At 71.1% G+C, this 17,504-nt stretch carries 16 protein-coding genes; 7 read left to right on the top strand and 9 right to left on the bottom strand.

Annotated elements, in window-relative coordinates:
- The first annotated feature begins 2 nt into the window (after positions 1–2).
- The 4 genes from tpiA (at position 3) to pgi (ending at position 3,502) form a co-directional block, all read left to right on the top strand.
- Positions 3–791, top strand: coding sequence for a triose-phosphate isomerase (gene tpiA, locus ACFRU2_RS33665; RefSeq protein ID WP_243338366.1), 789 nt, complete (start codon positions 3–5; stop codon positions 789–791).
- A gap of 149 nt (positions 792–940) precedes the next feature.
- The gene (gene secG / locus ACFRU2_RS33660; RefSeq protein ID WP_327309495.1) at positions 941–1,171 is read left to right on the top strand and encodes a preprotein translocase subunit SecG; all 231 of its coding nucleotides are present in this window, start codon (positions 941–943) and stop codon (positions 1,169–1,171) included.
- Between the two features lie 178 nt (positions 1,172–1,349).
- Positions 1,350–1,685 carry an RNA polymerase-binding protein RbpA gene (locus tag ACFRU2_RS33655; RefSeq protein WP_007263454.1) on the top strand — a complete coding sequence of 112 codons (336 nt, stop codon included), beginning with the start codon at positions 1,350–1,352 and terminating at the stop codon, positions 1,683–1,685.
- A 164-nt stretch (positions 1,686–1,849) separates the two neighbouring features.
- Complete coding sequence (pgi, locus tag ACFRU2_RS33650; protein WP_382979779.1) at positions 1,850–3,502, top strand: glucose-6-phosphate isomerase; 1,653 nt, start codon at positions 1,850–1,852, stop codon at positions 3,500–3,502.
- Between the two features lie 79 nt (positions 3,503–3,581).
- On the opposite strand, the gene pgl is transcribed toward pgi, so the two are convergent.
- The 5 genes from pgl to tkt all read right to left on the bottom strand — a co-directional run bounded on the left by pgl (position 3,582) and on the right by tkt (position 10,440).
- Positions 3,582–4,364, bottom strand: coding sequence for a 6-phosphogluconolactonase (gene pgl / locus ACFRU2_RS33645; RefSeq protein ID WP_382979776.1), 783 nt, complete (start codon positions 4,362–4,364; stop codon positions 3,582–3,584).
- 256 nt (positions 4,365–4,620) lie between these two features.
- Positions 4,621–5,667, bottom strand: coding sequence for a glucose-6-phosphate dehydrogenase assembly protein OpcA (gene opcA / locus ACFRU2_RS33640; protein ID WP_382979599.1), 1,047 nt, complete (start codon positions 5,665–5,667; stop codon positions 4,621–4,623).
- The gene (gene zwf / locus ACFRU2_RS33635; protein WP_250742320.1) at positions 5,664–7,193 is read right to left on the bottom strand and encodes a glucose-6-phosphate dehydrogenase; all 1,530 of its coding nucleotides are present in this window, start codon (positions 7,191–7,193) and stop codon (positions 5,664–5,666) included. The genes opcA and zwf overlap by 4 nt, the downstream gene beginning before the upstream one ends.
- A gap of 5 nt (positions 7,194–7,198) precedes the next feature.
- On the bottom strand, positions 7,199–8,317 hold the full coding sequence (gene tal / locus ACFRU2_RS33630; RefSeq protein WP_382979596.1) for a transaldolase: 1,119 nt from the start codon (positions 8,315–8,317) through the stop codon (positions 7,199–7,201).
- 35 nt (positions 8,318–8,352) lie between these two features.
- The gene (gene tkt, locus ACFRU2_RS33625) at positions 8,353–10,440 is read right to left on the bottom strand and encodes a transketolase (protein WP_382979593.1); all 2,088 of its coding nucleotides are present in this window, start codon (positions 10,438–10,440) and stop codon (positions 8,353–8,355) included.
- A gap of 268 nt (positions 10,441–10,708) precedes the next feature.
- Here tkt and ACFRU2_RS33620 point away from each other — a divergent pair, with 268 nt between their 5' ends.
- The 3 genes from ACFRU2_RS33620 (at position 10,709) to ACFRU2_RS33610 (ending at position 13,349) form a co-directional block, all read left to right on the top strand.
- On the top strand, positions 10,709–11,656 hold the full coding sequence (locus ACFRU2_RS33620) for a heme o synthase (protein WP_382979773.1): 948 nt from the start codon (positions 10,709–10,711) through the stop codon (positions 11,654–11,656).
- Positions 11,657–11,747: 91 nt separating this feature from the next.
- The gene (locus ACFRU2_RS33615) at positions 11,748–12,098 is read left to right on the top strand and encodes a hypothetical protein (RefSeq protein WP_382979591.1); all 351 of its coding nucleotides are present in this window, start codon (positions 11,748–11,750) and stop codon (positions 12,096–12,098) included.
- Between the two features lie 141 nt (positions 12,099–12,239).
- Positions 12,240–13,349 carry an amidohydrolase gene (locus tag ACFRU2_RS33610; protein WP_382979589.1) on the top strand — a complete coding sequence of 370 codons (1,110 nt, stop codon included), beginning with the start codon at positions 12,240–12,242 and terminating at the stop codon, positions 13,347–13,349.
- A 33-nt stretch (positions 13,350–13,382) separates the two neighbouring features.
- Here ACFRU2_RS33610 and ACFRU2_RS33605 read toward each other — a convergent pair whose 3' ends face one another.
- The 4 genes from ACFRU2_RS33605 to ACFRU2_RS33590 form a co-directional block, all read right to left on the bottom strand.
- Positions 13,383–14,351 (bottom strand): heme A synthase, encoded by a 969-nt coding sequence (locus tag ACFRU2_RS33605; RefSeq protein WP_382979770.1) that lies wholly within the window; start codon positions 14,349–14,351, stop codon positions 13,383–13,385.
- A 25-nt stretch (positions 14,352–14,376) separates the two neighbouring features.
- The gene (locus ACFRU2_RS33600) at positions 14,377–15,513 is read right to left on the bottom strand and encodes a hypothetical protein (RefSeq protein ID WP_382979587.1); all 1,137 of its coding nucleotides are present in this window, start codon (positions 15,511–15,513) and stop codon (positions 14,377–14,379) included.
- A 79-nt stretch (positions 15,514–15,592) separates the two neighbouring features.
- Entirely contained in the window at positions 15,593–16,360 is a 768-nt protein-coding gene (locus tag ACFRU2_RS33595; protein WP_382979586.1) for an ABC transporter permease, read from the bottom strand.
- 88 nt (positions 16,361–16,448) lie between these two features.
- Positions 16,449–17,375, bottom strand: a complete 927-nt coding sequence (locus ACFRU2_RS33590) for an ABC transporter ATP-binding protein (protein ID WP_382979584.1) — start codon at positions 17,373–17,375, stop codon at positions 16,449–16,451.
- Positions 17,376–17,504: the final 129 nt, after the last annotated feature.

Raw genomic sequence — 17,504 nt, 5'->3', positions numbered from 1 at the left:
TGATGACTGAGAACACCGCCGGCCGTACCCCGCTGATGGCGGGCAACTGGAAGATGAACCTCAACCACCTCGAGGCCATCGCCCACGTCCAGAAGCTCGCCTTCGCCCTGGCCGACAAGGACTACGACTTCGTCGAGGTCGCGGTCCTGCCGCCCTTCGTCGACCTCCGTTCGGTCCAGACCCTGGTCGACGGCGACAAGCTGAAGATCAAGTACGGCGCCCAGGACATCTCGGCCCACGACTCGGGCGCCTACACCGGCGAGATCTCCGGCCCGATGCTCTCGAAGCTGAAGTGCACGTTCGTGGCCGTCGGCCACAGCGAGCGCCGCCAGTACCACGGCGAGAGCGACGAGATCTGCAACGCCAAGGTCAAGGCCGCCTACAAGCACGGCATCACGCCGATCCTGTGCGTCGGCGAGGGCCTGGACATCCGCAAGGCCGGCCAGCAGGTGCAGTACACGCTGAACCAGCTCGACGGCGGCCTCAAGGACATCCCGGCCGAGCAGGTCGAGTCCATCGTGATCGCGTACGAGCCCGTCTGGGCCATCGGGACCGGCGAAGTCGCCACCCCCGAGGACGCGCAGGAGGTCTGCGGTGCCATCCGCGGCCGTCTCGCGGAGCTGTACTCGCAGGAGCTGGCCGACAAGGTCCGCATCCAGTACGGCGGCTCGGTCAAGTCCGGCAACATCGCCGCGATCATGGCCCAGCCCGACGTCGACGGCGCCCTGATCGGCGGCGCGGCGCTGGACGCGGACGAGTTCGTCAAGATCGTCCGTTTCCGCGACCAGTGACGCTCATCGTGAGTATGCGGTAGGGCGGATCCGTCGTACCCTTGCGGGGGCCGGCCAGCTGAAGCAGCTGCCGGCCCCCGCGCTCGTCATCGGCACTGCGGGAAAGCCGGAAAGCCAGTAAGTCCAGAAAGTAGGAATCAGCCGTGATTATGGGGTTCGAGATCGCCTTGGTCGTCTTCAGCGCCCTGCTGATGCTGCTCGTGCTGATGCACAAGGGCAAGGGCGGCGGTCTTTCCGACATGTTCGGCGGCGGTATGCAGTCGTCGGTCGGCGGCTCCTCGGTCGCGGAGCGCAACCTCGACCGCATCACCGTGGTGATCGGTCTGCTCTGGTTCGCGTGCATCGTCGCACTCGGTCTGCTCATGAAGACGAGCAGCTGAACCGTTCTGGCCATTCCGCCGGTCCGGTCGGCTCTCCCCGGCCTATCATGAGGTCCGGCGTTCTTGTCTGGAATGGGTAACTCCACTCCTGGACGGGCGTTGGGCCTTACGTAGACTTGGGCGCCCGCGACGGAATCCACTCACGTTTCGCGGCACCATCACGCAGGGAGTTACGACCGTGGCAAGTGGCAACGCGATCCGTGGTAGTCGGGTCGGAGCGGGGCCGATGGGTGAGGCCGAGCGCGGCGAGTCCGCGCCCCGCCTGCGCATCTCCTTCTGGTGCTCGAACGGGCACGAGACGCAGCCGAGCTTCGCCAGCGACGCGCAGGTGCCGGACACCTGGGACTGCCCGCGCTGCGGGTTCCCGGCCGGCCAGGACCGGGACAACCCTCCCGCACCGCCGCGCACCGAGCCGTACAAGACGCACCTGGCGTACGTACGGGAGCGACGGACCGACGCGGACGGCGAGGCGATCCTCGCCGAGGCGCTCGCCAAACTGCGCGGCGAGATCTGACGCGTTCCCACCGAACGACAGACCGAACAACACGGCATCCGGCCCGGCCCGCAGGAGTCTTCTCTCCTGCGGGCCGGGCCGCTTTGTGTCGGTTGTGCCCCTTCCCATCCCTTAGGTTGGAACCGGCGGGGCACGACAGGACAGGAAGTGGGTTGATGTCCGAGATGAACGCAGACAGCCGTATGAAGCTCAACCGGATGCCTGAGTGGGCCGCACTCGGCAAGCACCGGGACGAGCTGGGGCAGACGCATCTGCGGGAGCTGTTCGCGGCGGATCCGGGCCGGGGCACCGGCTACACCTTGCGGGTCGGAGACCTGCACATCGACTACTCGAAGCACCTCGTGAACGACGAGACGCTGACACTGCTGCGCGAACTGGCCGCGGCGACCGGCGTGGCCGAGCTGCGCGAGGCCATGTTCCGCGGCGAGAAGATCAACACGACCGAGGACCGGGCGGTGCTGCACACCGCGCTGCGCGCACCGGCCGACGCGGTCGTCGAGGTGGACGGGGAGAACGTGGTTCCCGGCGTCCACGCGGTCCTCGACAAGATGGCGGCCTTCGCCGACCGGGTCCGGTCGGGGGAGTGGACCGGCTCCACCGGCAAGCGCATCAAGAACGTCGTCAACGTGGGCATCGGCGGCTCCGACCTCGGTCCGGCGATGGCGTACGAGGCGCTGCGCGCCTTCTCGGACCGCGGCCTGACGGTCCGTTTCGTCTCCAACGTGGACGGCGCCGACCTGCACGAGGCCGTACGGGACCTGGATCCGGCCGAGACGCTGTTCATCATCGCGTCGAAGACCTTCACGACGATCGAGACCATCACCAACGCCACCTCGGCGCGGGAATGGCTGCTCGCGGGTGTCGGCGGCGACGAGGCGGCCGTGGCACGGCACTTCGTGGCGCTCTCCACCAACGAGGAGAAGGTCGCCGCGTTCGGCATCGACACGGCCAACATGTTCGAGTTCTGGGACTGGGTCGGCGGGCGCTACTCCTTCGACTCCGCGATCGGGCTGTCCCTGATGATCGCGATCGGTCCGGACGCGTTCCGGGACCTGCTCGGCGGATTCCACGCCATGGACGAGCACTTCCGCACGGCGCCCGCCGAGGAGAACGCCCCGCTGCTGCTGGGCCTGTTGGGGATCTGGTACGGGGCCTTCTTCGACGCGCAGTCGCACGCGGTGCTCCCGTACAGCCACTACCTCTCCCGGTTCACCGCGTACTTGCAGCAGCTGGACATGGAGTCCAACGGCAAGTCGGTGGACCGCCAGGGCAACCCGGTGGACTGGCAGACCGGGCCGGTGGTGTGGGGCACGCCCGGCACCAACGGCCAGCACGCCTACTACCAGTTGATCCACCAGGGCACCAAGGTGATCCCGGCGGACTTCATCGGCTTCGCGCGGCCGGTGGGCGAACTGGCGCCGGCGCTGGCGGCCCAGCACGACCTGCTGATGGCGAACTTCTTCGCGCAGACGCAGGCGCTGGCCTTCGGCAAGACGGCGGACGAGGTCCGGGCGGAGGGCGTCGCCGAACCGCTGGTCCCGCACAAGACCTTCGCGGGCAACCACCCGACGACGACGATCCTGGCGACCGAGCTCACTCCGGCGGTCCTGGGCCAGCTGATCGCGCTCTACGAGCACAAGGTGTTCGTCCAGGGCGCGGTGTGGAACATCGACTCCTTCGACCAGTGGGGCGTGGAGCTCGGGAAGGTGCTGGCCAAGCGGATCGAGCCGGCGCTCACCGACGGCACGGAGGTACCGGGCCTGGACGCGTCGACGCGCGCACTGGTGTCCGAGTACCGCTCGCTGCGGGGCCGCTGACGGTAAGCCGTCACACGCAGACAGGGCCCGCTCTCCTCGTGGAGGGCGGGCCCTGTCGTGTTCTGGGGGTTCTACGGGATCAGGCCGAGGCCGGCGGGTACATCGCCGGCGGGAGCTTCGCGGCCGCCGCGCGGTCGAGGAGCCACAGGGTGCGGGAGCGGCCGTACGCGGCGGCTGCCGGCGCCTGGACCTCGCCCGCTCCGCCCAGCGCGATCGCCACCGCTCCGGCCTTGTCCTCGCCGGCCGCCAGCAGCCAGACCTCGCGGGCCGCCCGGATCGCCGGGAGGGTGAGCGAGACGCGGGTCGGCGGCGGCTTGGGCGCGCCGTGGACGCCGACGACGGTGCGCTCGCTCTCGCGGGACGCCGGGTGCTCGGGGAAGAGCGAGGCCACGTGCGTGTCCGGGCCCACGCCCAGCATCAGGACGTCGAAGCGGGGGACCGGGCCGTGGTCCTCGGGGCGGGAGGCCTTGCGGAGCTCCTCCGCGTAGGAGGCGGCCGCCGCGTCCACGTCGTCCCCGTAGGGGCCGTCGGAGGCGGGCATGGCATGGACCCGGGCGGGGTCCACCGGGACGGCGTCCAGCAGGGCCTCACGGGCCTGTACGTGGTTGCGTTCGGGGTCGTCGGCGGGCACGTAGCGCTCGTCCCCCCACCACAGGTCGATCCGAGACCAGTCGATGGCGTCGCGGGCCGGGGCCGTGGCCAGCGCGGCGAGGAGGCCGTTGCCGTTGCGGCCGCCGGTGAGGACCACGGACGCGGTGCCGCGGGCCGCCTGTGCGTCCACGATCTTCGTGATCAGCCGGGCGGCCGCGGCCTGGGCCATCAGCTCCTTGTCCCGGTGGACGACGACCTGGGGAGTCGTCATACCCATGTGCTGCCGCCTTGTCGGTAGTTCGGAGTCGTGTGGTGCGGGTGCGGACGCCGCTGCGCGGGGCTTCCCCCACCCCGCCCCTTCCCGAAACCGGGCGCTGCCCGGACCCGGTCCTCAAACGCCGGACGGGCTGGAATTGCCGCGGCGCGGCATCATCCAGCCTCGCCGGCGTTTGAGGCGCGGGGTCCGGGGCGGAGCCCCGGGGAACGGGCGAAGGGCGGGTAGGGGACTGCTCCGCGCAGCGGGGCCGTTACTTCGCTGCGGCCTTCTTCGCCTGGGCCTTGGCCGGAGTCGGCTTGGAGGCCGGGGCCTCCGCCTTGGCCGGGGTCTCCGCCTTGGCGGAAGCCGGCTTCGCCGGGGCGGGTGCGGACACCGGGGCCAGGCGGGCCACGCCGAACTTCAGCGAGGCCTCGTAGGTGTTGTCCGGGTCCAGGCGGCGGAGTTCCTCCGCCAGCAGCTCGGACGTGTCGCGGCGCTTCAGCGCCACCGCACGGTCGGGCTGCCCCGGCATGCACAGCGTGGCCAGTGCCCCGTCCGCCCGGTCCAGGACGATCTCGCCGTCCTTGGTTTCCAGACGCACCGCGGTGAGCCCGGGGCCCGCCGAGGAGGTGCGCTTGACGGGGACCTGGAGCCGGTCCGCGAGCCACATCGCCAGCAGCTCGCAGCTCGGGTTGTCGTCCTCGCCCTCGACCGTGGCCGAGGACACCGAGTGGACCTGCTGGTCGAGCGCCGCCGCCAGCATGGAGCGCCACGGGGTGATCCGGGTCCAGGACAGGTCCGTGTCCCCGGGCGCGTACGCGGCCGCCCGGCTGCCGAGCGCCTCGATCGGGTGCTCGCAAGAGTAGGTGTCCGTGATCCGGCGCTGACCGAGGGCCCCCAGGGGGTCCCCCGCCAGGTCCTGCGGAGCACCCTCCGGCCACCAGACGACGACGGGCGCGTCCGGGAGGAGGAGCGGGAGAACCACCGACTGGGCGTGGTCGACCAGTTCGCCGTGCAGGCGCAGCACAACCGTTTCACCGCTGCCCGAGTCCGTCCCGACGCGGACTTCCGCGTCGAGACGGGCGCCCTGGCGGCTGCGCGGCGAGCGGCTGACCCGCTTGATGACGACGACGATCCGCGAAGGGTGTTCGCGGGACGCGTCGTTCGCCGACTTGAGCGCGTCGTACGCGTTCTCCTCGTCGGTCACGATCACCAGCGTGAGCACCATCCCGATGGCAGGCGTGCCGATGTCCCGGCGCGCCTGCACCAACGAGGCGTTGATCTTGCTGGAGTTGGTCTCCGTGAGATCGATCTTCATGGCCGGCGCCAGCTCCGTCCGTCTCGTGCGAGCATCTCGTCCGCCTCGACCGGCCCCCAGGTGCCCGACGGGTACTGCGCGGGCTTGCCGTGCGTGTCCCAGTACCGCTCGATCGGGTCGAGGATGTTCCAGGACAGCTCGACCTCCTGGTGGCGCGGGAACAGGTTCGCGTCACCCAGCAGCACGTCGAGGATCAGCCGCTCGTAGGCCTCGGGGCTCGACTCCGTGAAGGACTCGCCGTAGGCGAAGTCCATCGTCACGTCCCGGACCTCCATGGAGGTGCCCGGAACCTTGGAACCGAAGCGCACCGTGACGCCCTCGTCCGGCTGGACCCGGATGACCAGGGCGTTCTGCCCCAGCTCCTCGGTAGCGCCCGACTCGAACGGAAGGTACGGGGCCCGCTTGAAGACGACCGCGATCTCGGTCACCCGGCGGCCCAGGCGCTTGCCCGTCCGCAGGTAGAACGGGACGCCCGCCCAGCGGCGGTTGTTGATCTCCAGGCGGATGGCCGCGTAGGTGTCGGTCTTCGACTTGGGGTCGATGCCGTCCTCTTCGAGGTACCCGACGACCTTCTCGCCGCCCTGCCACGCCGCCGAGTACTGGCCGCGCACGGTGTGCTTGCCCAGGTCCTCGGGCAGCTCCACGGCGGTCAGCACCTTGAGCTTCTCGGCCACCAGCGCCTTGGGGTGGAAGGAGCCGGGCTCCTCCATCGCGGTCAGCGCCAGGAGCTGGAGCAGGTGGTTCTGGATGACGTCGCGGGCCGCGCCGATGCCGTCGTAGTAGCCGGCCCGGCCGCCGATGCCGATGTCCTCGGCCATGGTGATCTGCACGTGGTCCACGTACGACCGGTTCCAGATCGGCTCGAACATCGTGTTGGCGAAGCGGAGCGCCAGGATGTTCTGGACGGTCTCCTTGCCCAGGTAGTGGTCGATCCGGAAGACCTCGTTGGGCGGGAAGACGTCGTGCACGAGCTGGTTGAGCTCCTGTGCACTGGTCAGGTCGTGCCCGAACGGCTTCTCGATGACCGCGCGCCGCCAGGAGCCCTCCTTCTGGTCCGCCAGCCCGTGCTTCTTGAGCTGGGCGACGACCTTGGGGAAGAACTTCGGCGGGACGGACAGGTAGAAGGCGAAGTTGCCGCCGGTGCCCTGCGCCTTGTCCAGCTCCTCGATCGTCGACTTCAGCGTCTCGAACGCCTGGTCGTCGTCGAAGTCGCCCTGGACGAAGCGGCAGCCCTGCACCAGCTGCTGCCAGACCTCTTCGCGGAAGGGGGTGCGCGCGTGCTGCTTGACCGCGTCGTGAACCTCCTGCGCGAAGTCCTCGTCCTGCCACTCACGTCGGGCGAAGCCGATCAGGGAGAAGCCCGGCGGGAGCAGCCCGCGGTTGGCGAGGTCGTAGACGGCAGGCATCAGCTTCTTGCGCGACAGGTCACCCGTAACGCCGAAAATGACCAGGCCGGACGGCCCCGCGATGCGCGGGAGCCGCCGGTCCTGTGCGTCACGAAGCGGGTTCGCTCCGTTTACAGACAAAGTGTTCAGGCCTCCGTGGGGGCGAGGCGCTCAAGCTCCGCCTCGGTCGACTTCAGCAGGTCGTTCCAGGACACCGCGAACTTCTCGACGCCCTCTTCTTCGAGCAGCTGCACCACATCGTCGTACGAAATGCCCAGCTTCGCGACCGCGGCGAGCTCGGCGCGCGACTGCTCGTACGTGCCGGAGATCGTGTCGCCCTCGACCACGCCGTGGTCGGCGGTGGCCTCGAGGGTGCCCTCGGGCATGGTGTTCACGGTGCCGGGGGCGACCAGGTCCACCACGTACAGGGTGTCCTTGTACGCCGGGTCCTTGACGCCGGTCGAGGCCCAGAGCGGACGCTGCTTGTTGGCGTGCGCCTTGTCCAGGGCGGCCCAGCGCTCGGTGGAGAAGACCTCTTCGAAGGCCTCGTAGGCCAGACGGGCGTTCGCGAGCGCCGCCTTGCCCTTGAGGGCCTTGGCCTCGTCGGTGCCGACGGAGTCCAGGCGCTTGTCGATCTCGGAGTCCACGCGGGACACGAAGAAGGAGGCGACCGAGTGGATCTTGGAGAGGTCCAGGCCCGCGGCCTTCGCCTTCTCCAGGCCCGCCAGGTACGCGTCCATGACCTCGCGGTAGCGCTCCAGCGAGAAGATCAGCGTGACGTTGACGCTGATGCCCTTGCCGATGACCTCGGTGATCGCCGGCAGGCCGGCCTTGGTCGCCGGGATCTTGATGAGCGTGTTCGGACGGTCCACCAGCCACGCGAGCTGCTTGGCCTCGGCGATGGTCGCCGGGGTGTTGTGGGCCAGACGGGGGTCGACCTCGATCGAGACCCGGCCGTCCTGGCCCTCGGTGGCGTCGTAGACCGGGCGCAGGATGTCGGCGGCGTCGCGGACGTCCGCCGTGGTGATCATGCGGATCGCCTCTTCGACGGTGACCTTGCGGGCGGCCAGGTCGGCGAGCTGCTGCCCGTACCCCTCGCCGCCGCTGATCGCCTTCTGGAAGATCGCCGGGTTGGTGGTGACACCGACCACGTGCTGCTGGTCGATGAGCTCGGCCAGGTTGCCGGACGTGATCCGCTTGCGGGACAGGTCGTCCAGCCAGATCGCCACGCCCTCGTCGGAAAGGCGCTTCAGTGCGTCTGTCATGGGAATTGCATCTCCTACTGGTCTGGGTGCGGGAGTCAGCGCGCGGCGGCGGCGAGCGACTCGCGTGCGGCGGCGGTCACGGCTTCGGCGGTGAGACCGAACTCGCGGTACAGGACGGCGCCGTCGGCCGAGGCACCGAAGTGCTCCAGCGAGACGATCCGGCCCGCGTCTCCGACGTAGCGGTGCCAGGTCAGGCCGATGCCGGCCTCGACCGCGACACGCGCCTTGACCGAAGGCGGCAGGACGCTGTCCTTGTACTCCTGGGACTGCTCCTCGAACCACTCGACGGAGGGCATCGAGACGACCCGGGCCGGGACGCCCTCGGCCTGCAGCGCCTCGCGCGCGGCGACGGCGAGCTGGACCTCGGAGCCGGTGCCGATGAGGACGACCTGTGCGTCGCCACCCTCGGCCTCGAACAGCACGTACCCGCCCTTGGCGGCGTCCTCGTTGCGCTCGTAGGTCGGCACGCCCTGGCGGGTCAGCGCCAGACCGTGCGGGGCGCCCTTGCCGAAGACCTTGGTGTGGCGCTTGAGGATCTCGCGCCAGGCGACGGCGGTCTCGTTCGCGTCGGCCGGGCGGACCACGTTCAGGCCCGGGATGGCGCGCAGCGAGGCGACGTGCTCGACCGGCTGGTGGGTCGGGCCGTCCTCGCCGAGGCCGATGGAGTCGTGAGTCCACACGTAGGTGACGGGCACGTGCATCAGCGCGGACAGGCGCACGGCGTTGCGCATGTAGTCGGAGAACACCAGGAAGGTGCCGCCGTAGATGCGGGTGTGGCCGTGCAGGGCGATGCCGTTCATGGCCGCGGCCATGGCGTGCTCGCGGATGCCGAAGTGGATGGTGCGGCCGTACGGGTCGGCCTCCGGCAGCGGGTTGCCCACCGGCAGGAACGAGGAGTTCTTGTCGATGGTGGTGTTGTTGGAGCCGGCCAGGTCGGCCGAGCCGCCCCACAGCTCCGGGATGACCGCGCCGAGCGCCTCGAGCACCTTGCCGGAGGCGGCGCGGGTGGCGACGCCCTTGCCGGCCTCGAAGACGGGGAGCTTGTCCTCCCAGCCCGCGGGCAGCTCGTTGGCGTTGATGCGGTCGAACTCGGCGGCGCGCTCCGGGTTGGCGGTGCGCCAGGCGGAGAACTCCTTCTCCCACGCGGCGCGGGCCTCGCGGCCGCGGTCGCCGAGGGCGCGGGTGTGCGCGATGACCTCGTCGGAGACCTCGAAGGTCTGCTCCGGGTCGAAGCCGAGCACGCGCTTGGTGGCGGCGACCTCGTCGTTGCCGAGGGCCGAGCCGTGCGAGGCCTCGGTGCCCTGGGCGTGCGGGGCCGGCCAGGCGATGATCGAGCGGGCCGCGATGAAGGAGGGGCGCTCCGTCTCGGCCTTGGCGGCCTGCAGGGCGGCGAACAGCGCCTTCGGGTCGAGGTCGCCGTTCTCCTGCTGCGCGACGCGCTGGACGTGCCAGCCGTACGCCTCGTAGCGCTTCAGGGTGTCCTCGGAGACGGCCGTCTCCGTGTCGCCCTCGATGGAGATGTGGTTGTCGTCCCACAGCAGCACCAGGTTGCCGAGCTTCTGGTGGCCGGCCAGCGCGGACGCCTCGTGGGAGATGCCCTCCTGGAGGCAGCCGTCGCCCGCGATCGCGTAGACCATGTGGTCGAACGGGGAGGCGCCCGTGGGGGCCTCGGGGTCGAACAGGCCGCGCTCGTAGCGGGCGGCCATGGCCATGCCCACCGCGTTGGCGATGCCCTGGCCCAGCGGGCCGGTGGTGGTCTCGACGCCCGCGGTGTGGCCGTACTCCGGGTGGCCCGGGGTCTTCGAACCCCAGGTGCGGAAGGCCTTCAGGTCGTCCAGCTCGAGCCCGAACCCGCCGAGGTACAGCTGGGTGTAGAGGGTCAGCGAGGAGTGACCCGCGGAGAGCACGAAACGGTCGCGGCCGACCCACTCCGGGTCCGCCGGGTCGTGCCGCATCACCTTCTGGAAGAGGGTGTACGCGGCGGGGGCCAGGCTCATCGCCGTACCGGGGTGGCCGTTACCGACCTTCTGTACCGCGTCGGCGGCCAGGATCCGGGCGGTGTCGACAGCACGCTGGTCCAGTTCGGTCCAGTCGAGCTCTGTGGTCGTCGGCTTGGTGCTCACCGTGGGTCAGGGCTCCTCTCCACATGTCTAGTCCCGGTGACGAACGGTGCACCGGCGCGATTCCGAGCCTACCCCCGCCACAGCGTGCAGCTATTCGAGTACCCGCGGTCCACGCGTGACGTCTCAGCGCCGATCGGACCAACACGGGGCGACCCCCGCGCGGGACGAGCCAATGGCTACGTCTAGAGTGGCGTGGTACGCGCAAGCCTTTACGGGACCTTCATGTTTAAAAGGTTCACGTCGGAGCTTGCTGGATTCTCTGTCAGGGGTGTGCGTGACGGCCGTCGAATCCCGTCCAGCGGGGGTGCTCGGGACGAGCCCCAACCACCGGCCGTTCGGGGCCCGGGCCATGGCTTTCGTGGCACTGACCAAGCCGCGGATCATCGAGCTTCTGCTCATCACGACCGTGCCGGTGATGTTCCTCGCCGAGCAGGGCGTGCCTTCGCTGTGGCTGGTCCTCGCCACCTGCTTCGGCGGTTACCTGTCCGCGGGCGGCGCCAACGCGCTGAACATGTACATCGACCGCGACATCGACGCGCTGATGGACCGGACCTCGGGACGCCCGCTGGTGACCGGCATGGTCAGCCCCCGGGAGTGCCTGGTCTTCGGCATCACCCTCGGGATCGGGTCCACCCTGTTCTTCGGGCTGCTGATCAACTGGCTGTCGGCCGCGCTCGCGCTCGGCGCACTCCTCTTCTATGTCGTCGTCTACACGATGCTGTTGAAGCGGCGCACCTCGCAGAACATCGTCTGGGGCGGCATCGCCGGCTGCATGCCGGTGCTCATCGGCTGGTCGGCCGTGAAGAACGAGGTCTCCTGGGCCGCCGTCATCCTCTTCCTCGTCATCTTCTTCTGGACGCCGCCGCACTACTGGCCGCTGTCGATGAAGGTGAAGGACGACTACGCGCGGGTCGGCGTGCCGATGCTGCCGGTCGTGGCGGGCAACAAGGTCGTGGCCAAGCAGATCGTCCTCTACAGCTGGGTGATGGTGGCGGTCTCGCTGCTGCTGACCCCGCTGGGGTACACCGGCTGGTTCTACACCTCGGTCGCCCTGGTGGCCGGCGGCTGGTGGCTGTGGGAGGCGCACGGGCTCAACGCGCGCGCCAAGTCGGGCGTGACGGGCGCGAAGCTCAAGGAGATGCGACTGTTCCACTGGTCGATCACCTACGTGTCGCTGCTGTTCGTCGCCGTCGCGGTGGATCCCTTCCTCCGCTGACCGCTCACCGACCCCTCACCGCCGATCCCGCACGGTGATCCTTCGCCGGTGAACCTTCCTCCGCCCGTTACCGGCCGGTAGCATGCCCTTCATGGCAGACACCGAGGAGACCGCCGCCACGGCGGACAAGAAGCAGGACCGTACCGCCGCGAAGCTGGCCAAGCAGATCGGCGCGTTCGCCAAGCAGCACGGCGGCGCCGAGGGCCACCTCGCGCACATCGGCCAGGCGGGCACCCGGATCGTCCTCGTGGGCACCGACGGCGAGTGGGGCGACCTGGTCGCCCCGGCGTACGACACCGCGCGGCTCGCGACCGAGAAGGCCGGGCTGACCCTCCACGAGGAGTTCGACGGAGAGTTCGCCGCGCGGGTGCGGACGGGGCCGTACGAGTGGTCCCGGATGGCCGGCATGCAGCTCGGCGGAACCGCGAATCCCGCGGCCTGACCCGGTCGATCTTGGCTTGATCATTGGCTTGATCGTTTCCGCGTCACCCGCTCGGTCAACAGCGCGAGCAACACCTCACACCCCGCTCACCCGTTAGGACGTGTGGAAGCCCCTTCCTCACGTCCGCAACGGGATGCCCGGATGATCGAAACGCCGCCCCTGGTGGACCAGTACTGCCAGGGAGTGCTCCGCACGGAGCTCGGCCTCGCCACCTTCGAGGCCCAGCTGATCCCCTCCGTCGGCCCGCCCGCCGCCGGCACCACCTTCTTCGACACCCAGACCGGCTTCGCCGTGCGCCGCTGGTGTCCGCCGCTGCTCGGCCTCGAACCGCACTGCGCCCCGGTCCGCTACCTCGCCCGGCGGCGCGAGCTGGGCGCCGCCGAGTCGGCCCGCCGACTGCTGCGCGGCTGCGGGGTCGGCGCCCGGCTCGTCGACACCGGGCTGCCCGGGGACCTCACCGGGCCCAAGGAACTGGCCCTGGCGGGCGGCGGCGAGGCCTTCGAGCTGGTGCGGCCGGAGCTGCTGGCCGAGCAGGCGGCGGACACCTCCGGGACCGTGGCCGCCTTCCTGGCCAACCTCGCGGGTGCGGTCCACCACGCCGCCGCCGGGGCCGTGGCCTTCACCTGCGGAGCCGGGGAGGGGGGCCGCGCCTGGACGGCGGCACTCGAAGCAGCGCCCGAGCCGCCCGGTCCGGGCGAAGTGCGGGGCGCGGCCGGGCGCTGGCTGGCCGGGCGCGCCAAGGGCGGGGCCGTACGGGACCCCGTACTCCTGCGGCACCTGGCGTGGAGCGCGGTGTCCTCGGGGCTGCCGCTCCAGCTGCACCCGGGCGGGGAGCCGGGGTCGCCGGAGCGGCTGACCGGGTTCGTACGGGCGACCGAGGGCCTGGGGGCGCGGCTGGTCCTGATCGGCGGCTACCCCCACCACCGGCAGGCCGCGCGGCTGGCCGCGGCGTTCCCGCACGTCCACGCCGACCTCGGCGCGGCGCTGGGGTCCACGGGGGCGCGGGCGGCCGCCGTGCTGGCGGAATGCCTGGAGACCGCGCCCTTCGGAAAGCTGATGTTCTCCGGCGGCGGACGGCAACTGCCCGAACTGCACGCGGTGGGCGCGCTGGTCTTCCGTGAATCGCTCGGCCGGGTGCTCGGCGGCTGGGTCGCCGACGGCTCCTGGTCCTGGCGGGACGCGGAGCGGGTGGCGGCGATGGTCGCGGCGGGCAACGCCCGGCGGGTCTACCGGCTGGACGAGCGGGGCTGACCCCCGGAGGGCGCCCGGAGGACGCCCACCGGGTCAGACCGCGGCGAGCCGGGCGTCGTTCTGCGCCGGGATCCCGGACTGCTCGGACGGACGCTCGCGCAGGCTCAGCGCCACCCGGACCACCGAGATCCACACCAGGCAGGAGCCGAGCATGTGGGCCGCCACGAGGGCCTCGGGCACGTCGGTGAAGTACTGGACGTAGCCGATGGCGCCCTGGGCGAGCAGCACGATCAGCAGGTCCCGGGCGCGCGCCCGGGTGTCCACGGGGGCGTCGACCACGCGCAGCACCAGCCACATCGCCACGGCGAGCGCGCACACCACCCAGGCGGAGACCGCGTGGACGTGGGCGGTGGCCGACCAGTCGAACGGCATCCGCCTGATCTCGCTGCTGTCGCCGGCGTGCGGTCCGGAACCGGTGACCACCGTGCCCGCCGCGATCAGCACCACGGTGGCCGCGAGCAGCGCCCAGGAGAGCTTGCGCACCGGAGCGGGCACGCGCGGCCGGGCCGGGCCGTCACCCTCGCGGGTGCGCTGCCAGGTGATCGTCGTCACGGTGATCAGCGAGGTGGCGAGCATGAAGTGCCCGGCCACGCTGTAGGGGTTGAGGCCCGTCAGGACGGTGATGCCGCCGAGGACCGCGTTGCCCATCACGATGGCGAACTGGAGCCAGCCGAGCCGGGTCAGCGAGCGCCGCCACGGCGTGGCGCAGCGGGCTGCGGTGATCGCCCAGCCAACGGCCGCGCAGAGCACGTACGTCAGCATGCGGTTGCCGAACTCGATGGCGCCGTGGAAGCCCTGCTCCTGGGTCACGATCAGGCTGTCGTCGGTGCACTTGGGCCAGGTGTCGCAGCCGAGACCGGATCCGGTCAGCCGCACCGCACCGCCGGTGACGACGATGACGACGCTCATGAGCACCGCTGCGAGCGCGGCCCGCTGGACGGTCCGGGGTGACGGCGTCCAGCGGCGGGCGAGATATGCGAGGGGGGTCAACACGGCGTTTATCGTACGCGGACACTTGTGCAAAGTTTCACGAGGGGGTGGCGACCACTCCGTCGGGGCCGAAGACCAGGCGGAACCGGGCCCCGGCGGGGTCGCCCTCCGCATGCCACCACACGCGGACCCGCCAATGCGCGCCCTCGCCCGGGTAGTCGGCCGAAGCCGCGAAGCCGCGTACCAATTCGGCCCCTACCTCCTCGGCCGTCCTGTTCCTCACTTCCGCCCCGCTGTGCCAGGGATGTGACCGTACGTTCCACAGTCCGTCGGAGCCGCGGACCTCGACGCGCCACACCGCGACCCAGGGGGTCACCTCCAGCATCGTGTGGACCTGGTCGGCCTCCAGGCCCAGCCGGGCGGCGATCTCCGCCTCGGGCACGCCCTGGATGCGGGCGGCCACCACGGCCTGGGGCAGCAGCCGTTCGGGCAGCAGCCCGCGCGTGCGCAGGCCGGACAGGGAAGCGAAGGACAGGAAGCGCAGCCGCAGTTCGAGCTGGCGGCCGATGTGGTCCAGGGCCTCCTCGGCCTCCTGCGACTCGTCGGAGCCGGGATCGGCCAGCAGCAGCCGCCGGAAGGAGCCCTCCGCGTCGACGGCCCAGGCCACGGACTCCTCGGCCAGGCCCAGCTCCGCGAGCCGGTCGCCGAGGAACACCTTCGCCTGCGCGAGGCCCCGCTGATTGACCGGATCCTCCTGGTCCAGGGCCGCCCAGACCTCCACCGCGCCGAGCGTCAGGTCCCGGGCCCGCTCGCCGGCGGCCCGCTCCATGGCGCTCGGGCCGCTCTCGGAGCCGGCGCCCAGGGGGTGCTTCGGCAGCCGCTCCCCGTCGCTGAGGGGCCAGGACAGCCAGACCCCCTGGTTGATCAGGCCCCGGGCGTACCAGCGGGCGTACTCGGCTGCGTGCCCGGCCGCCTGCTGCGAGAACCGCAGCCCCTCCTCGATGGCGGCCAGGGCCCCGGCCCGGTCCCCGTCGGCGAACCGCCGGGCCGCCAGGTCACCGAGGCGCAGACCCAGCCGGGCCGCGCACTCGGCGTCGGTGCGGGCCGGCTCGCGCAGGGCTCCGATCAGCTCGGCCAGCAGGGCATCGGCCTCCGCGGGCTCCGCGTGCGCCGCGCCCGACCGGATCCGTGCCCACTGTTCGTCCAGCCGCAGAACGGCCTCCCGCTGCGCCATGCCGCCCCCCGGCGTCTGTGGTGCGCTCCCCTGTGGAGGCGACCATCCTCCTGCCGGGGCAACGCTCGGGGGAAGGGATTCACTCCCAGCGGAACCAGCGCGCCGCGGCCCCCAGACCGAGTACCGCCCAGACGGCCAGGATGGCCGCGTCGCCCCAGGGCAGCGCGGCCCCGTGCTGGAGTACCTCGCGCAGCCCGTCGGAGAGGGCGGAGATGGGGAGCAGGCCGAGGACGGACTGGACCGCGCCGGGGAACTTGTCCATCGGCACGACCACCCCGCCGCCGACCAGGAGCAGCAGGAAGACGAGGTTGGCGGCGGCCAGGGTGGCCTCCGCCCTGAGGGTGCCGGCCATCAGCAGGCCGAGCCCGGAGAAGGCTGCGGTGCCGAGCAGGATCAGCGCGGCGACGGACAGCGGGTTGCCCCGCGGGGACCAGCCCAGGGCGAAGGCGATCACCGTCAGCAGGGCGATCTGCAGCACCTCGGTGACCAGTACGGACAGCGTCTTCGCGGCCATCAGCGCCCAGCGCGGCAGCGGGGAGGCCCCGAGCCGCTTGAGGACCCCGTAGCGCCGGTCGAAGCCGGTGGCGATGGCCTGGCCGGTGAAGGCGGTGGACATCACGGCCAGCGCCAGGATCCCGGGGGCGAGGAAGTCCACGGACTCGCCCGAACCGACATCGATGATGTCGACCGCCGAGAACAGTACGAGCAGCAGCGCCGGGATGATCACGGTCAGCAGGAGCTGCTCCCCGTTGCGCAGCAGCATCCGGGTCTCCAGCGCGGTCTGCGCCAGGATCATGCGGGACACGGGCGCGGCCCCCGGGCGGGGGGTGAACGTACCGGCGCTCATGCGCGCAGCTCCTTACCGGTGAGCTCCAGGCTGTGCCTTCCCGGGGGACGACCCCCGGACCCCCGGCGAGGGTCGGTGTCGATCGGCGTCATGAACGCAGCTCCTTACCGGTGAGCTCCAGAAATACGTCTTCGAGGGTGTGCCGCTCCACCGAGAGGCTGTCGGGCATCACCCCGTGCTGGGCGCACCAGGAGGTGACGGTGGCCAGCAGCTGGGGGTCGACGTCGCCGGTGACCCGGTAGACGCCGGGGAGGAGCTCGGCGGCCTGGGTGCCGTCGGGCAGGGCCTTGAGCAGCGAGGCGAGATCGAGGGAGGGGCGGCCGGTGAAGCGCAGGGTGTTCTCGGCGCCGCCGCGGCACAGTGCCTCGGGGGTGCCGTGGGCGATGACCTTGCCGGCGTCGACGATGGCGACCTCGTCCGCGAGCTGCTCGGCCTCGTCCATGTGGTGGGTGGTGAGCACGACCGAGACCCCGTCGGCGCGCAGTTCCCGTACGAGGTCCCAGGTCGCGCGGCGGGCCTGCGGGTCGAGGCCGGCGGTCGGCTCGTCCAGGAAGACCAGCTCGGGGCGGCCGACGACGGCCATGGCGAGGGCCAGGCGCTGCTGCTGGCCGCCGGAGAGCCGGCGGTAGGCGGTGCGGCCGCAGCCGCCGAGGCCGAGGCGTTCCACCAGGGTGGGGACGTCCAGGGGGTCGGCGTAGAGCTTGGCCATGTGGCGCAGCATCTCGACGGCCCGGGCGCCGGAGTAGACGCCGCCGGACTGCAGCATCACGCCGATGCGCGGGCGCAGGGACTCGGCCTGTGCGACGGGGTCGAGGCCGAGGACGCGGACGGAGCCGGCGTCGGGGCGGCGGTAGCCCTCGCAGGTTTCCACAGTGGTCGTTTTGCCCGCGCCGTTGGGACCAAGGACTGCGGTGACCGAGGCCCTCCGGACGGTGAGGTCCAGGCCGTCCACCGCGGTTTTGGGGCCGTACCGCTTCACCAGTCCGCGGATTTCCACGGCGGGGTCGTTGCTCATGGGGAATGAGTCTACGGAGCCGTGGGAGGTGCCCGGGGCGGGGTCGTAGGTCCCGCCCCCGAGGGGTCACGGACCTGCGCATTCGTGACTTTTTCGTCCGTTCGGGAGCGGGGCCGGAGCCTAACGTCG

It is taken from the genome of Streptomyces sp. NPDC056883 (genome assembly GCF_042788835.1).
In the GTDB taxonomy this organism is placed as follows: Bacteria; Actinomycetota; Actinomycetes; order Streptomycetales; family Streptomycetaceae; genus Streptomyces; species Streptomyces stoeckheimensis.
Note: the sequence above shows the minus strand (reverse complement) of the source record. Positions and strands in the feature narration are given on the sequence as shown.

Coding starts and splice junctions, on each gene's coding strand:
- ACFRU2_RS33600 (WP_382979587.1), bottom strand. CDS start 15,513: ATGGCGCAGCGGGAGGCCGTTCTGCGGCTGGACGAACAGTGGGCACGG.
- ACFRU2_RS33590 (WP_382979584.1), bottom strand. CDS start 17,375: ATGAGCAACGACCCCGCCGTGGAAATCCGCGGACTGGTGAAGCGGTAC.
- ACFRU2_RS33615 (WP_382979591.1), top strand. CDS start 11,748: ATGGCAGACACCGAGGAGACCGCCGCCACGGCGGACAAGAAGCAGGAC.
- secG (WP_327309495.1), top strand. CDS start 941: ATGGGGTTCGAGATCGCCTTGGTCGTCTTCAGCGCCCTGCTGATGCTG.
- ACFRU2_RS33595 (WP_382979586.1), bottom strand. CDS start 16,360: ATGAGCGCCGGTACGTTCACCCCCCGCCCGGGGGCCGCGCCCGTGTCC.
- ACFRU2_RS33610 (WP_382979589.1), top strand. CDS start 12,240: ATGATCGAAACGCCGCCCCTGGTGGACCAGTACTGCCAGGGAGTGCTC.
- pgl (WP_382979776.1), bottom strand. CDS start 4,364: ATGACGACTCCCCAGGTCGTCGTCCACCGGGACAAGGAGCTGATGGCC.
- pgi (WP_382979779.1), top strand. CDS start 1,850: ATGAACGCAGACAGCCGTATGAAGCTCAACCGGATGCCTGAGTGGGCC.
- tpiA (WP_243338366.1), top strand. CDS start 3: ATGACTGAGAACACCGCCGGCCGTACCCCGCTGATGGCGGGCAACTGG.
- opcA (WP_382979599.1), bottom strand. CDS start 5,667: ATGAAGATCGATCTCACGGAGACCAACTCCAGCAAGATCAACGCCTCG.
- tal (WP_382979596.1), bottom strand. CDS start 8,317: ATGACAGACGCACTGAAGCGCCTTTCCGACGAGGGCGTGGCGATCTGG.